The organism is Rhodopirellula sp. P2 (genome assembly GCF_028768465.1).
GTDB lineage: Bacteria > Planctomycetota > Planctomycetia > Pirellulales > Pirellulaceae > Rhodopirellula.
This window is the reverse complement of the sequence record NZ_CP118225.1, coordinates 5,873,349-5,889,082: the sequence shown is the minus strand read 5'-3', so window position 1 is coordinate 5,889,082 and position 15,734 is coordinate 5,873,349. Positions and strand designations below refer to the sequence as shown.

Genomic DNA, 15,734 nt, shown 5'->3' with positions numbered 1-15,734 from the left:
AAGCGAGAAAAGAGAGCGTTGGACGCCAAAATCCGATTCACGATCAGCGGAATCGGATTGGTTTCCAGCCTACATCGTTTCAACCCTCTGGCATCCGAAAAGTTTCGATTCTGGGCGTTCCGAATCGCCTGGAACGCTTCTTTTCCCGCCCACGGACGGCTTTTAGTTTGAAATGGGCTGGTTCGTGGGGAATGGGCAATCCTGGGAACGGATCTGGGCACGGAATCACGACACAAAACAAGCTTTCACCCCCCAGGAACTCCGGGGAGACAATCAGGGCCAGAATCTGACTTTCGGTGAAATGCCAAATTCTTCTAAAGTCGCGACTCGGAACGGTCGAGCGTGGGGCTCGGCGAACCTGGGTGCTCTCCATTTTCCCGTGGCTTTGGCTGTGTTTGCCCGACTGAATTGTCTTCGAGTGAACGAACGCGACCGGATCGCCCCTGTTCAGTGGTGGTTGGCCAAGGCGTTTCTGATTGTCTGCGTTTTCGGTGGGGGCTCCAACGTCTCGGCACAGCAATCCGAACCCAGCATCGTTCGCCCCAACGATCCTTTGCCCAGCAAAGCGACGGTTTCCGACCCCGAAGTGCTGGAGCGAACTCCGCTCGAATTCTTTGGCGGCCCTGAAAACCTCGAAGAATCCGAACCCTCTGACCGCACACCGCTCGACTTCATTGCGGGTGGCCCGGATCAGTGGACCAGCCCCGAGGGATTGGCTGGCAGTTTGCAAGTCATGCTGCTGCTCACGGTGCTGTCATTGGCCCCCGCGATTTTGTTGATGACGACGTGCTACGTTCGCATCATCATCGTGCTCGGGTTGTTGCGACAGGCGATTGGTCTGCAGTCCCTGCCCCCCAGCCAAGTGATGACGAGCGTGGCTTTGTTCATGACGCTGTTCGTGATGGCCCCCGTTTGGACGCGGGTCTACGACGATGCAATCAAACCCTACACCGATCCAGAAGTTGAGATGACGTTGGAAGAGGCGTTCGAAAAGGGCGCCATTCCAATTCGCGAATTCATGTCCTGGCAAATCCGGGAAGCTCGCAACGAAGACGACGTGGTGTTGTTTTATGGCTACATGGATCCCGACGCGGTCGTGCCCAGCACGTTTGATGACGTGCCCCTGCGAGTCCTTTTGCCCGCGTTCATCTTGAGCGAACTGAAGACCTCGTTCTTGATGGGCTTTCAAATTTACCTGCCCTTTTTGATCGTCGACTTGGTGGTTGCCAGCGTCACGATCTCGATGGGGATGCTGATGTTGCCTCCCGCCGTGATCGCGTTGCCATTCAAACTGTTGTTGTTTGTGTTGGTGGATGGTTGGCGATTGGTGGTCGAGATGTTGATGAACAGCTTCGGAACCATGGGATAGTGCAATATGTTTGAATCTTCCGATGCAATTGATTTGGTTCGTGAGGCTTTGTTGGCCGCCGTGATTTTGGCGCTGCCGATGTTGGCGGTCGGCATGCTCGCCGGACTGGTCATCGGGCTGATCCAGGCGCTCACGCAAATCCAAGATCAAACGGTTTCATTCGTTCCGAAAATCATGGCCATGGCTGCGGTCTTGATCGCTTGTTTGCCGTGGTTGATGTCGCGGATGGTTGAGTTCACTCGGCACGTCTTTGAAGACGCAGGTGGTTTGTAGCGATGCAAGCCTTCGTTGATTTGATTTTCAGTCATCTGGTGCTCGGCACACTCGTGCTGACTCGCTTGGGCATGTTGCTGATGGCGATGCCCGCGATCGGTGTGGGGGTTCCCAAACGGATCCGAGCTTTGCTGGCACTGGTTCTGACGGCGATCCTGATGCCGACCTTGGCGGCCCAGTGTGACCATCCTTCGATGCCAACGATCGAAAACTTGCCTGAACTGGCCGTTGCGATCGGTCGCGAAGCGTTGATCGGAATGCTGATCGGTGCGACCACTCAAATGGTGATCACCGGGTTGCAACTGGCTGGCGAAGCGATCACCAGCACCGGCGGCATGCAGCTCGGTGATTCGGTGGACCCGACGACCTCCAGCAGCATGCCGGCGTTGGCGCGAATGGTCGGGATGTTGGTCACAACCGTGATGTTGATCACCGGAGGCCACCGAGTGGTGCTGCGTTTGCTGGTCGAAAGCTTTCAGCACATTCCACCGGGCAACGTGCGGTTCACGGATTCGATGATGGACGCCGTGATTGTGGTGATGGGCAATTCGATGGCGAGTGGCGTTCGCGTGGCCGGACCGGTGATCGCGGCGTTGTTGCTGGCGAACCTGGTGACCGGTTTGATCAGTCGGACATTGCCGCAGATCAACGTGTTGGCGATTGGGTTGTCGATCAACGCCCTGGCGATGCTGGTGGTCACGGCTTTGACCATCGGTTCGGTCGCCTGGATGTTCCAAGAAGACTTGACGGCGAACGTCGAGCGATTGTCCGCGATTTGGACGACGCCTGATGTCTGATTCCGGTGGAGATAAGAAACACTCAGCGTCAGAACGCAAACGCAGGCAGGCTCGCGAAAAAGGCCAGATCGCGAAAAGCCAAGACCTGACGTCGGCGACTCTGCTGCTGGCTGCGATCTGGGCCCTGTACGCCATCGGCGGAAACATGGCGGCTTATTTGGCGGGAGGCATTGAGCATGCCCTCGGTCAAACCAAGTTGGCGCCCATGACCAACCAAGATGCCACGCAGTACATCTTGCAGATCTCGCAACGACTGGCGATGGCTGCCGTTCCGATGATGATTTTGATGTTCATCGGTGGCGTGTTGATCAACGTCTTTCAGTCAGGGTTGTTGCTGTCGACTGAAAAGTTGATGCCCAAGCTGAGCAACATCAGCCCGATGTCCGGAGCCAAACGGATTCTATCCCTGCAGGGCGTGATGCGATTGGTGTTCGGGATGTTCAAAGTCGGCATCATTGGTGGCATCGCTTACTTGGCACTGCGAGCACACCATGGCGACGTGATCTCGATGGCGTCGTTGTCCGTGCCGCAATTGGCCAAGTCGATGTTTGACACCTTGTTCGGGGTGTCGTTGTGGATCGGTGTGGGGTTGTTCGTGTTGGCGCTGATTGAATACGTCTACCAGTGGTGGAAGACAGAACAAGACTTGATGATGACAGACCAAGAAGTTCGCGATGAAATGAAGGACACGGAGGCGGACCCACAAGTCGCGGCACGTCGTCGGCAGGTCGCTCGTCAATTGGCGATGGGGCAACTCGGCACGGAAGTTCCCAAGGCCGACGTGGTGGCCAGCAATCCAACGGAACTCGCGATCGCGATCAAGTACGATCCGTTGACGATGCCGGCGCCCATCGTGGTGGCCAAAGGCGCTGGCATGATCGCACAGCGGATCCGGCGATTGGCTTTGGAAAATAGCATTCCGGTGGTGGAACGAAAGGAGCTGGCTCAGGCTCTCTATAAGCTGGTCGATGTGGGCCAAGAGGTCCCGGCCGAGCAATACCAAGCCGTGGCAGAAATCTTGCGGTACGTGTATCAAATGCAAGGCAAGAAAGTTCCTCAAGCAACCGCAGCCTGATCCTCATGACGTCTCCGATCCAACCCGAGTTGTTTCAGTTCCTCGAAGATCTCACGGACAACAACAACCGGGAGTGGTTCGCTGAAAACAAGGCCCGTTACGAAGCTGATGTTCGGCAACCGGCATTCGAGCTGATTCGGCAACTGGCCGTTCCGCTGAAACGATCGGCACCGATGCTGCGCGTGATCGACAAAACCCAGGGTGGATCGCTGATGCGGATCCACCGCGACACGCGGTTCAGCAAGGACAAGACGCCGTACAAGACCAACGTGGGGATCTCTCTGCGACATGACGCGTGCTTCACCGGCACGGTGTCCGACGACATTCATGCGCCCGGCGGCTACGTTCATTTGTCCGCGGAGGAATGCTTTGTGGGGATGGGGGTGTGGCGACCGCAACGTGAGACACTGGCGGCGATTCGAGCCGCCCTCGCGGAGGATCCCAAAGCTTGGCGACGGGCTCGCGATGCCAAGTCCTTTCGGACCTCGTTTGAGTTGGGCGGGGACCGGCTGAAGACGTCCCCACGCGACTACGACCGCGACCATCCGATGATTGAGGACTTGCGGCGGATCGACTTCATCGGCATCGCCACGTTGGCCCCCAAAGAGATCACCGCCAAGGACTCGGTGGCTCGGATCACGCAATTGATTCGAGATGCCAGGCCGTTCATGCGTTTCTTGTGCGACGCGGTCGAGGTGCCTTATTGATTCCGTTTTGTCACACTTTTTGGGAAGTGGAATCGGAAACTGGGCTTGCGGCGGTTCTGGCGGAAAGGCGATAGCTGATCCAACGTTGAATTTCCGAATCGTAGCACGTGGAGCGTTCTCAATGCCCCGTTTTAAAATGTCGCCTTTTTCGCATCGACTCACGGTCTGTGTTTGTTTGTTTGTCGGCAGCCAGTTTCTGGTTGCCACGTCGGCGTCTGCGCAAGACGCTGAGCCAGGAGCTTTCTCCAAGATGGCTCAAACACTCAACCCAGCGAACTGGAAGATGCCCTCGATGCCGAAGGCTCCCAGCTTTCGCATGCCATCCTTTCTGGTTCCGGACGACGATCAAAATCGGATTGTGGAACGCAAAGACGGCTTGATGACGGATGTGAAAAACACCGCGTCAGCGTCTTGGCAGCGAACCAAAGAAACATTCAATCCAGCTCGTCTGAATCCGATGAACATGTTCGCCGGAGCTGGTACCCAGTCGACAGCGACTGAAAAGTCCGATTCGCCTGGGTTCTTCAGTTCGATGTTCGGTGCTCCCAAAGCTGAAACGGGCCCCGAAGAACGAGTCGCCAACGTCAACGACTTCCTGGGTCAACAACGCCCCTGATCTCACTGGGACGAATCAGGCCGTGGTCCCCTGTTTGTCAGGGAGATTGTTTCGGAGGGATGTTGTCCCGTGCGACGATGGCAATCAGCGTGATCTGCATCGCGAAGTCGCCGGATACGCCATGAGTGCGAAAGCCTGGTGCGATTCGAGTCCCGCGTGAATCGATGTGCAAGCTGCGTTTCGACCCAGTTGCTTTTCGATCGGAGAGGTTCGTGTCGTGGCGACCATTCGCGGCCGGAAATCCTTTCTTGCGTGTTGAGGTGGGGTGGAGGATGATGGAGAGGACGGTTTTGGACTGGTCTTCTCCTCCTATTGAAAACGATTTCTGATGGCACTGCCTCCCTGGACGGTGGATTTGTTGCGACGTGGTGTGGCGGATCTGGCTCGGCAAGCGACCGATCCGGAAACCGCTCAGAACCTCAAGGACCAAGCCACGAAATTGGTCGAGGAACTGCCTCGGGTCGCTCGCGAAAAGGTCGATTCGATCCTCAAGCAAGCCGAAGCCGGGGCGGGACCCTTTCGCGACGCGTGGTCTTCAGCAGCGTCCTTTCAGCGTCCCCACACTCTGATCAATGGATCAGGGAATCTGACGCACGAACTGGGAAGCGGCGTGGCCGTGGACGCAGCCGTGATGGCCGCTGCGGCGCCGTATCTGATGGGCGACTGCGTTCTGCCTGTGGGACAGCGCCGCACCCAACCGGTCGAACGATTTTTATCCGACGCCAGTGGCACCGAAGTGCAAGTCCTGGTGGTCAATTCATTTGATGCAGGTTTGAGCTTGCTCGGACAATGCGGCCGGCGATCGGGACGGATTCTCGTGCCGCGGTGTTGTGCCGTGCCGCTGCAAGCGGGCAGTTCCGCGTGCTTGGCCGATGAACTGCAACGTTGGACCGGAGGCTCGGTCCGCGAAGTGGGCACAGCGGAGGGCTTCACGGAAGCTGACTTGGTCGGCGCGATGGGGGGCTGTCCCAGTCGATCGTTTGGCGGTCAGCGAACCACGACGTTGGTGCGGTTGCCGAAAGCATGCTGCACGCTCGATACGGAAACGCGACGCAAGCACCATGTTTCGGAAGTTGTGGTGGCACCCTCGACTCGGCTGTTGGGGGCCTCATCGGAAAACAGCGGCAGTGCTGCGGCGTTGATCAAGGCGGGGGCCGATGCCGTCTTGATGGGCGGCGGGGTTCTGACCGGAACGCCTGGCATGGGCATGCTGATCGGACGCTCCGAATGGATGAAGGCCTGGGACGAAGACCCGCGTGTTTCGATGTTGCAGGCACCCGATGCGATGGTCGCGATGTTGAACGCGGCGGCGCTACTGGCCTGTGACAGTGGATTGCCTGTGGACCGGTTGATCTCCGCCGGCGAAAGCAATTTGCAAGACCGAGCGGAGCGATTGGCGACGCAGTTGTCAGGGGTGGACGGCGTGACGTCGGCGACGGTCACGCAGGAGCCCGCGTCGATGCCTCTCGACACCGGTCGGTTGCCCTCTCGGCAGGTGCTGGTGCGAGTCAACACGGCCAGCCCCGCGGTCATCGTCGAGCGATTGACCAAGGGGGACACGTGTTTGTTGGTGGAACCTTCCGACGACGGTGTGGCAATCGATTTGCGCTGGATCACACCGGACCAACAGGCTCAGATTTCGAAGGTGTTTGCCGCGGCGCTTCACTGAGTCGGTTGCCCGGTTTCCGCTCGGTTGCCACCGATTTTTGCGATCACGCTCAAATCAACCCGCTGAGCGTTTTCAGGGACAGGGCAATCACGACGGCCAAGCCGATCCAGGCCAGCACTCGGATGGGCCAGGCGACATCGTGGCGGTCCAAGGTGTGCAATTGCCAAACGATCACGCCGGCCAGCAAAGGAAAGCAAAGCACCGTCAGGGACTGGGCGATGACGATGAAGCTGACCAGGTCCACGTTGGTGAGCGCCGCCAGGCTGGCAACCGCCCAGCCCGCCAGCAGGGCCGCGATGGTGGCTCGTCGGACCGGTTGAGAGGAAACTCGACAATCGGTTCCGATCGCGTCGCAGAAGACGACACCGCCGATCAACGCGTTGACCAGGAATGAACTGGCCGCACCCGCGAAGATTCCGATGGAGAAGACAATCCGGGCCCAGGATCCGAACAGCGGTTCGAGGGACAAGGCGACGACGGAGGCGTCGGTCAGATCCTGGGGGGCGATGTTGCCGTGCAGGGCGGTTGCAGCGGTGACGTAGATCATTCCCGTGATCAGGGCCAAGGAAGAAATGCCCACAAACACGTCGACCAAACCGGTCGAGAGGTTGGCTCGCTTCCAGCCTTTTTCTTTGACTTGGTAGGACTGGTAAAACGCTCCCGCAACGGAGAACGTGGTCGCGACGAGCGCTGCCATGCTCATCCAGGCGATCGAGGCGTTGTCGGAACTGGCCACCGCTTCGGCTTCGGTCGGCAGCGTGCTTGTCGCGTCCGGGGTCGGCAAACTGGGGATCAGTCCGCCGATGACTTCGCTCCAATCCGGTGCCGATGCAAACATGCTGGCTCCAAACGAGAGCACCATTGCACCGACGAGGAACGCCATCGCTCGTTCGATCCAGCGATACAGATCTCGGCGGCCCAACCACACCAAGGCAATGATGGCTCCGTTGAACAGCAGCAATCCCGAAGCTCGGCCGAGCGTTGACCATTTGTCCACTGTTTCGTGGCCAATGAAACCACTGACGGCCATCCACATCGCGTTGTTGTTGGAGGCTTGGAACAACGTGATCGCGATCAGCAGCGACAATCCGACGACCCACGCGGCCCAGCGTCCAAAACGATCGGCGACCAAGCCGCACAGAGTTTTTTCTTTGCAAACGCCGATGGTCATCGAGGCAGCGGTCATTCCGATCATTAAAATGCCCGCCAAGGGGACGATCCACAGCAGATCGAAGCCTTCGCCGCAGGCCACGCGGCTGGCGCTGACGATGCTTCCGGGGCCGAGAACGACGGCCGCGACCACAATCGCGGGGCCAATTCGTCGATATCGTTTCCAACCACTCTCGTTTACTGCTACCGGCTGTGTCACAATGAAGCCTTGTCGATGAACGTATGATTTGTTAGCCGCCTTCTGCGACCGCCAATGTTGAACAAGATCCTAGCCGCTGACCGCTTCGAAATGGGGCTGTGGGTGGGCCGAAATGCCGCCGATTCCATCCGAATGGCACTGAATGAGTTCGGTCATGCCAATCTCGTCGTGGCGACCGGTGCGTCACAGTTTGAAGTTTTGTCGTCTCTGGCAGAACAACCAGGCATCGATTGGTCCAAAGTGACCGGTTTCCATCTCGATGAGTACGTCGGGATTTCGCCGGATCATCCCGCCTCGTTTTGCAAATACCTTCGCGAACGCTTTGTTGAAAAAGTCTCGCCTGGCGAGTTTCATTTTCTTCGCGGGGATCGCGATCCGGTGGAAACGATGAAACGTGTGGGCGATTTGCTTCGTCAAACACGCATCGACGTGTCTTTGGTGGGAATCGGTGAGAACGCACACCTGGCGTTCAACGATCCCCCTGCCAACTTCACCACCACCGATCCGTATCTCCTGGTGGACTTGGACCAACGGTGTCGCGAGCAACAGGTTGGCGAAGGTTGGTTCTCGTCTCTGGAGGAAGTGCCGACCCAAGCGATCAGCATGTCGGTTCAGCAGATCCTGAAGTCCCGTCAAATCTTTTGTTCCGTTCCCGACGCTCAAAAGGCGGAAGCGGTGGCGAAAACTCTGTCGGTGGTCAACGACCCAATGGTTCCGGCTTCGGCACTGCATCAGCATCCCAATGCGACGCTGATCATCGACATCGCGTCGTCAGCAGAACTGGATCGCGACACTCGCAATTCGATGGAGCCTGGCAATTGAGCCACGTCGATCTGCAAGTCAACGGTTACGCGGGCGTGGATTTCAACGGCGATGAATTGTCGATCGAGCAAGTTCAGCAGGCCTGTCGAGTCATGCGTTCTCATCAGGTGGATCGGTGCTTGGGCACGGTGATCACCGACTCGATGGACGCGATGTGCGCTCGCATCGGCCGCTTGGCGGACGCGATCGAACAGGATGAGGAGGTCGCGAAAACGGTCGCCGGAATCCATGTTGAAGGACCGTTCCTTTCCCCTTGGGATGGTTACGCGGGGGCGCACCCGAAATCGGAGATCCGGGCAGCGAATCGCGAGGATGCCCAGCGATTGGTGGATGCGGGACGCGGGCATGTTCGATTGGTCACGTTGGCACCGGAGCAAGATTCGGCAGGCAAAACGACGAATTGGCTGAGTGAGCAGGGAATCATCGTGGCGGCGGGGCACACCAACGCGACGTTGAAGGATTTGGATGTCGCGATCGATTCCGGACTGACGATGTTCACTCACCTGGGCAACGCGTGTCCTTCGGAAGTGCCCCGTCACGACAACATCGTGCAGCGAGTTCTTTCGCGTGCCTCGCGGTTGGCGATCAGCTTCATTGCCGATGGTTTTCACATTCCGATGATGGCGCTGGGCAACTATTTGAAGTGTGTGCCCGAACAGAACATCATCATCGTCAGTGATGCGATCAGTGCGGCTGGGTTGGGGCCAGGGACGTATGCGTTGGCCGGCCAAAACGTGCACGTCGATGACGACGGTGCGGCCTGGGCAGAGTGCCGCACGCACTTCGCGGGGTGCGCGACATCGGTTCAAAGCATGACCGAAAAGCTGCGTCAAGAATTGAGTGTCGACGAAGCCAGCATCCAAGCGTGGACCCAGACCAATCCAGCGAGATTGCTGGACGGAAAGTAGTCGGCGGTCCCACTGCTTCGGAGATCACGCCGTTTTGAAGTGCTGTGTTTGTGACGTCTTGCGAACCTCGCCCGCGCAGCGGGAGGTGTCGGAAAGCATGCTTTCCGGGGGAGCGGTAACACGCGCCACTTCCCATGCCCGGCCCTCACCCTCGCGTCCGCCTGAACGGCGCCGCTCGATCTCGTACTATCGCTCTCCCCCAACTGCGTTTCGGGAGAGGTGCACCATTTGGAAAACTGCCGAAACGCAGCATCCGAAAACGGCACGCCCTCGGAGGTCGGGATGCTGAGCGGCTCTACGAGCGGACAACCTCCGGGGCACCGATCAATTGAGCCCCGTTGCCATCGTTGAAGTACACCCGGTTGCGACCCATGTTTTTCGCGGAGTACAGGGCCTCGTCGGCGCGACGCACGATGGGGCCGATGACCAGGTCCTCATGCGGCGTGCTCAGCCCGACGCTCAATGTGACCGTCAGTTCGGCGGAACCGATTTCAATGGAGTCATTGGCCATGCGTTCGCGTAGTTTGTTGGCTTTGTCCGCTGCCACACGAATTGGCAGATAGGTCAGGATCGCGAATTCTTCGCCGCCAAATCGAGAGACGATCTCCGCGTCTTGCATGCCGTTGCCCAAACGCTGAGAAATCTGTTGCAAAACAACATCGCCGATGGGGTGCCCGTGCGTGTCGTTGATCATTTTGAAGTGATCGATGTCGATCAAGATCAGCGTGAAGGACTTGCCGCCGCCGCGGTAGGCCACAAAAAGTTCATCGAGCTTTTTGTCGAACGCACGACGATTGAACAATCCCGTCAATCCGTCCGTGCGAGCTTCGGTCAGGTAAGACTGAATTTGCTCGGTCTGTTCTTCCAACTGTTTTTCGGCGGCTTCCAGACGGGTTTGCAGTTCGGTGTTGGTTGACATGATCTGATTGATCAGAGTCACCATTCTCGCGTCACTGGCGTTTTGATTGTCCGTCTGAGGACCGCTTCGGGCGGCCCCGGATCGCGATTGTTGGATGCTGATCCGCATCGCGTCGCTGAGTTCGCCCAGCTCGCTTTGGTAGTTCGAAACGTTGCCGGAGTATTCATTGGTCCATCGTGAAAGACCTTCGAGCAAACCCAGCATTCGCTGACGCTCGTCCTCGTGGATGATCGGACCTTCGGGGACGGCCGTCGGGTGTTTGCGTCGGCGACGTCCCACGACATAACCGATTGCGACCAAGACCGCTGCAAAGAAGAAACCGGCGGCGATCAGAGACGGATTCACGGTGCAGCGAAGGGTTGCAAGGAGGCCCTCAGCGTTCGCCGAAGACAGCGGTCAGGAAGTCAAGGTCGAGGATGGATCGGAGGATCCGTTCGTGGTGACTGGCGGTGCGATCATTTCGCCGCGCGCTATCACAACGAGTCCACTGTCAGTGACTGTTAAACCACGAGCGCGGTCCATCGCCAGATCATATCCAATTTCTGTTTCCGGTGGGATCTGCACGCCCTTGTCGATAATGGCGCGGCGGATGCGACTGTGGCGTCCGACGTTCACATCGTCAAACAAAATGCTGTCTTCAACTTGAGCGTAGCTGTTGATGCGACAGCCCGAGCCGATGACGCTGCGGCGAACACAACCGCCACTGATGATCGCGCCTTGGCAAACGATTGAATCCAAGGCTTCCCCGCGGCGTGATGAGCGGCCTTCGCTGCCGAAGACAAACTTGGGGGGCGGCAGTTGGGGCTGGAAGGAACGGATCGGCCACTGCCGGTCATACAGGTTGAGTTGAGGATCCACGCCAACCAGATCCATGTTGGCTTCGTAGTACGCCTCGAGCGTGCCGACATCCCGCCAGTACGCTTCGCGTTTGCGGTTCTCGTCGGTGAATGGGAACGCAAAGACTTGGCTGTCTTGAATGGCATCCGGGATGATGTTTTTGCCGAAGTCATGGTCGCTGTTGGGCTGAGTCGCGTCGTCACACAGTCGCTCGAACAGGAACCGGGTGTTGAACACGTAGATGCCCATCGACGCCAAGCAGACATCCGGATCGTCGAGTGTGGGACGCGGGTTTTCCGGTTTTTCCTGAAATTCGACCAACCGGTTGTCGGTGTCGACCTGCATCACGCCAAACTGTCTGGCTTCCTCGCGACTGACACGCAGCGCGCCAACGGTGACATCCGCTCCTTTGCGATGATGAAAGTTCACCATCGATTCATAGTTCATTTTGTACAGGTGGTCGCCCGCCAAAATCACGACGTATTCAGGGGCTTCCCGTTCAATTGCGTAGATGTTTTGGTAGACCGCGTCGGCGGTGCCTTGGTACCAATTGTCATCGATGCGTTGCTGAGGCGGAACGACGTCGATGAATTCGCCCAATTCACGACAGAAATAGTTTCGCCAGGCCACGTTGATGTGTCGGTCCAACGACTGGGCTTTGTACTGCGTCAGCAGCAACAACCGTCGCATGTCGCTGTTCAAACAATTGCTCAGCACAAAGTCGATGATGCGATAGGCGCCGCCAATGGGCACCGCCGGCTTCGCTCGATCGCGCGTGAGTGGTTCCAGTCGTGAGCCACGACCTCCGGCCAAAATCACCGTTACTGTTTGTCGCATCATGGATTCGTGGTTTCCTACCGCGTTGGGCATGTCGGCACCCGCAACATGCTGAACGAGCATGCTAGCAAAGTCCCTTGTTGACTGTCGAGCGGAAATTAGTTTTCCCTCATCGGCTTGAAAGGGAGTTTCATGCGTCGATGCGGAACAGCTTCACCATTTTGACATTCGACGGCATGAGTGCGCAGGTTGCTCAATAACGCACACCCCTTGGGCGAGCTCAAGCAGGCGATTCGTGTGTTCTTGCCTGCTGCGAGCTTGCGACTCAGTGATTGCACATTGGGGGCCGAAGCGGGGACTCAGGGGCGCAATTCGGAGGTCTTGGGTCGAAATTCATCTCCGGTTCAAAGTGAACCAAACGGGCACCCTCCTCAGTAGTACTGCTCTGAAAAGTCACGGCAATCCGTCCCGGAGTGGGCGACACGCTTGCCATGACAAGAGTTTGGCCGAGGTCTCGCGATGGTGCGTTGACTTCGCCACGGTACGAGCGAAATATCAGTCACCCGACCATCCCCTCTCAGGAGAAAATATTCACGATGCGAAATCAATGGAAACCAATCAGCTTTGCTTTGGGAAGTTTGTGGCTTGCCACGCTGACCACCGCGGTCGTGGTGAGTTTGCCTGACGGCATGCGGTCCGATGCGCTGGCGGATCAAACGAATCGAACCGCGACCTCGATCGATCCGGGGCAGGGACTGAACACGGCTCAGGATTTGTCGGCTTCTTTCCGAACCGTTGCCGAAGCAATGCGTCCCAGCGTTGTTAGCATCAGTTCCAAGACGACAGCCAAGTCCGTGAGCAATCGCCTGCCGCCGGGACTGCGAAGCCAGTTGCCACCTGGATTTGAAGATTTCTTCGAAGAACGTTCGCGAGGCAGCCAGCAGATGCCCACTCGGGAAGGCCAGGGCAGTGGTGTGGTTGTTCGAGAAGACGGTTACATCCTGACCAACAATCACGTGGTGGAAGGCGCTGACGAGGTTTATGTCGAACTGAGTGACGATCGTCGATTGCCCGCCGAAGTGGTGGGGACCGACCCCGAAACCGATTTGGCGGTCTTGAAAATCCAAGCCAAAGGGTTGCGGGCGATTGCCTTCGGCGATTCCGATGCTATTCAAGTGGGGGATTGGGTGCTGGCGATCGGCAGTCCCTTCGGTTTGGATCAAACCGTGACCGCGGGCATCATCAGTGGCAAGAACCGCAACCGTCAGATCGTCAACAACGGCCAAGGGTTCGAGGACTTCTTGCAAACCGACGCGGCCATCAACCCGGGGAACTCCGGCGGGCCGTTGGTGAACCTGCGTGGCGAATTGGTCGGGATCAACACTGCAATTCTTTCTCGCAGTGGTGCCAGCGCCGGCATCGGATTCGCAATCCCTGTTTCTCTGGCTCGGCCCGTGCTAACGTCGATCATCGAATACGGGCAGGTGCGGCGCGGATTCTTGGGAGCCCAAGTCCGTGACGTGACACCGGAATTGGTTGATGAAATGGGATTGAAGGTCAAAGACGGTGCGTTGATTCAAGGCGTGTTGGACAAACAACCTGCCGCGAATGCGAATCTGCAACCTGGCGACGTGGTCGTCAGTGTGGATGGAAAGAAAGTCCGTAGCAGTTCGCAATTGGTCAACTACATCGCCAGTCGTCCTCCGGGGGCGAGCGTCTCGATGGTCATCAATCGCGATGGCGAAACGCTGGACAAAACCGTCGATTTGCAAGAGCGAACCAGCGAAGCGATGGCGATGTTCCATGGCGGCAGCGTGCTGGGGGCCAAACTCGAACCAATCACGCCTGAATCCGCTCAACGCTATGGCTACGCGGGAATGGAATCGGGATTGATCGTCGTCGGAGTCGAAGATGGTGGAATCGCGGCGGAGTCCGGACTGATGGCCGGCGATGTGATCGAAAGTGCCGGTGGCAACGCGGTCCAAACAGTGAATGAATTGCAGGTGATCATCGCGGAAGCCAAGCGGCAAGGCATTCCATTGCGATTGATCATTCGTCGTGGGAACACCCGGATGATCGTTCCGCTGCAGTGATCGCGGGGACTTCATTTCGCGGATGCAGCATGCTTGATCGTGATGCATCCGCGGAGATCGAAGGCAGGAGGATCGGAAGAAAGCGAACGGGCCGGTGAAATTCACGGGCCCGTTTTTGTTTATACTTCGACCGGCATCGCTTTCTTTCGGCATTCATTCAATCAAGACATTCATCCATGTCCCACGCGCCGCACTCACCGTACAGCCAACCGGTTCCAAACTCATCGTCCGGTGGCGGTGGTTCGTCCAAGAACACGGTGATCATCGTCGCGATTGTTTCGGTGACGATGTTGCTGATGTGCGGAGGTGTGCTGGGACTGGGTTACTACGCGGTCGAAAGGCTCGCGAGCGAACTCAATGCGGTCAATTACGACTACATGGCTGACGACGAGGAAACCCCCACGGCGTTGCAGTTCGCGTTGTCGGAAAATGAAACCATCCAAGAACAGGTGGGCGAGATCGAGTCGGTTGAGTTTGCCGCCGAGCACAACCTCGACAATTCGGTCTACACCGACGAGTACTTCTACCGCGTGATTGGAACGGTGGGTGAGGCGATCGTGCGGGTCGAGGTCAGCGCCAAAGAAGACGAATGGTTTGACCGCGTTGATTTGGTTCCTGACGAAACGGACTTGGACACCCGAGTGCAGTTGGAGACCATCCCAGTGCCCTTTGATTCCGCGATGGCGCTGTCGACTTACGAGTTGATCAAAGAGAACGCAACGATCCTGAAAGAAGTGGGAACGGTCCAGTACGTCGCCTACGATTGGGAATTGACCGACGACTACACCGACGCGGAAGCGGCCAGCTACGTGTTTGTGGTCCGAGGCGATGCGGGGGAAACCCACGTCCGAGTCCTGTTCAATGACTACGACTACGTGACCGTCGAGCGAATTGAATGGATGGAAGACCCAAACGCTCCCGAACTTCTGTATGGCGAACCAGAGGAAAGTTCGCAGTTGGAGGAAGCGAAGCCAGCCGAATCCGAGTCTAGCAAGTCCGAACCGAGCGAATCCGACTCCAAAGACGCCGATGCCGAATCCAACGATGCCGAATCGGACGAGTGATCGGTTCTGAAGGTTGAATCGGATCCGTGCAGGTTCCTGGCACGCTCGGGGTTTGGGCCGCGGCGAATGCTAGCGCGAACGGTTCAGCCACGAAGTGGCGGCAGGATGGTGCCATTGGCGTCAGCCGATGGACTCGGCTGGCGTGAACGTTTCAGCCACGAAGTGGCGACAGGATGTAGCCATTGGCGTCAGCCAATGGAACCTGAAGGGACGACAGGTCTCATGCCAGGTCCCGACACCTGTCACCCCTTCGGGGCTTTTTGGGGTGTGGGTTGTCGGGCATCCACGGGCTCGCGCCCGTGGCGACAACGTGTCGTCCCGTTGGGACTGGTTGGATGGTTGTGTCGAGAGGGCTCGCGTGAACATTTCAGCCACGAAGTGGCGACAGGATGTAGCCATTGGCGTCAGCCAATGGAACCTGAGGGGACGACAGGTCTCT

Annotated in this window: 14 protein-coding genes; 11 read left to right on the top strand and 3 right to left on the bottom strand. The window is 57.8% G+C overall.

Translation table 11 applies throughout. From position 1 onward, the window contains the following. Window positions 1-379 precede the first annotated feature (379 nt). The 7 genes from fliP to PSR62_RS20685 all read left to right on the top strand — a co-directional run bounded on the left by fliP (window position 380) and on the right by PSR62_RS20685 (window position 6,506). On the top strand, window positions 380-1,369 hold the full coding sequence (gene fliP / locus PSR62_RS20715) for a flagellar type III secretion system pore protein FliP (RefSeq protein ID WP_274408271.1): 990 nt from the start codon (window positions 380-382) through the stop codon (window positions 1,367-1,369). Window positions 1,370-1,375: 6 nt separating this feature from the next. Beyond that, window positions 1,376-1,642 carry a flagellar biosynthesis protein FliQ gene (gene fliQ, locus PSR62_RS20710; protein ID WP_274404893.1) on the top strand — a complete coding sequence of 89 codons (267 nt, stop codon included), beginning with the start codon at window positions 1,376-1,378 and terminating at the stop codon, window positions 1,640-1,642. Window positions 1,643-1,644: 2 nt separating this feature from the next. After that, window positions 1,645-2,439, top strand: coding sequence for a flagellar biosynthetic protein FliR (locus tag PSR62_RS20705; RefSeq protein WP_274404892.1), 795 nt, complete (start codon window positions 1,645-1,647; stop codon window positions 2,437-2,439). After that, a complete protein-coding gene (locus PSR62_RS20700) occupies window positions 2,432-3,514 on the top strand; it encodes an EscU/YscU/HrcU family type III secretion system export apparatus switch protein (protein ID WP_274404891.1) in 1,083 nt (360 codons plus the stop codon). The genes PSR62_RS20705 and PSR62_RS20700 overlap by 8 nt, the downstream gene beginning before the upstream one ends. A gap of 5 nt (window positions 3,515-3,519) precedes the next feature. After that, window positions 3,520-4,221, top strand: a complete 702-nt coding sequence (locus tag PSR62_RS20695; protein ID WP_274404890.1) for a DUF2461 domain-containing protein — start codon at window positions 3,520-3,522, stop codon at window positions 4,219-4,221. 121 nt (window positions 4,222-4,342) lie between these two features. After that, on the top strand, window positions 4,343-4,837 hold the full coding sequence (locus PSR62_RS20690; protein WP_274404889.1) for a hypothetical protein: 495 nt from the start codon (window positions 4,343-4,345) through the stop codon (window positions 4,835-4,837). Between the two features lie 328 nt (window positions 4,838-5,165). Then, complete coding sequence (locus PSR62_RS20685; RefSeq protein WP_274404888.1) at window positions 5,166-6,506, top strand: hypothetical protein; 1,341 nt, start codon at window positions 5,166-5,168, stop codon at window positions 6,504-6,506. A 49-nt stretch (window positions 6,507-6,555) separates the two neighbouring features. On the opposite strand, the gene PSR62_RS20680 is transcribed toward PSR62_RS20685, so the two are convergent. Beyond that, on the bottom strand, window positions 6,556-7,875 hold the full coding sequence (locus PSR62_RS20680; protein WP_274404887.1) for an NRAMP family divalent metal transporter: 1,320 nt from the start codon (window positions 7,873-7,875) through the stop codon (window positions 6,556-6,558). Between the two features lie 54 nt (window positions 7,876-7,929). Here PSR62_RS20680 and PSR62_RS20675 point away from each other — a divergent pair, with 54 nt between their 5' ends. Both PSR62_RS20675 and PSR62_RS20670 read left to right on the top strand, forming a co-directional pair. After that, window positions 7,930-8,697 carry a glucosamine-6-phosphate deaminase gene (locus tag PSR62_RS20675; protein ID WP_274404886.1) on the top strand — a complete coding sequence of 256 codons (768 nt, stop codon included), beginning with the start codon at window positions 7,930-7,932 and terminating at the stop codon, window positions 8,695-8,697. Further along, window positions 8,694-9,605 carry an N-acetylglucosamine-6-phosphate deacetylase gene (locus tag PSR62_RS20670; protein ID WP_274404885.1) on the top strand — a complete coding sequence of 304 codons (912 nt, stop codon included), beginning with the start codon at window positions 8,694-8,696 and terminating at the stop codon, window positions 9,603-9,605. Before PSR62_RS20675 ends, PSR62_RS20670 begins: the two co-directional genes overlap by 4 nt. 295 nt (window positions 9,606-9,900) lie before the next feature. Here PSR62_RS20670 and PSR62_RS20665 read toward each other — a convergent pair whose 3' ends face one another. Both PSR62_RS20665 and glgC read right to left on the bottom strand, forming a co-directional pair. After that, window positions 9,901-10,869: a diguanylate cyclase gene (locus PSR62_RS20665; RefSeq protein ID WP_274404884.1), complete on the bottom strand. Its 969-nt coding sequence runs from the start codon at window positions 10,867-10,869 to the stop codon at window positions 9,901-9,903. A gap of 51 nt (window positions 10,870-10,920) precedes the next feature. Then, window positions 10,921-12,261 carry a glucose-1-phosphate adenylyltransferase gene (gene glgC / locus PSR62_RS20660; protein ID WP_274404883.1) on the bottom strand — a complete coding sequence of 447 codons (1,341 nt, stop codon included), beginning with the start codon at window positions 12,259-12,261 and terminating at the stop codon, window positions 10,921-10,923. 473 nt (window positions 12,262-12,734) lie between these two features. Here glgC and PSR62_RS20655 point away from each other — a divergent pair, with 473 nt between their 5' ends. Next, entirely contained in the window at window positions 12,735-14,231 is a 1,497-nt protein-coding gene (locus tag PSR62_RS20655; protein WP_274404882.1) for a Do family serine endopeptidase, read from the top strand. 176 nt (window positions 14,232-14,407) lie between these two features. Continuing rightward, window positions 14,408-15,295, top strand: coding sequence for a hypothetical protein (locus PSR62_RS20650; protein WP_274404881.1), 888 nt, complete (start codon window positions 14,408-14,410; stop codon window positions 15,293-15,295). Window positions 15,296-15,734 lie beyond the last annotated feature (439 nt).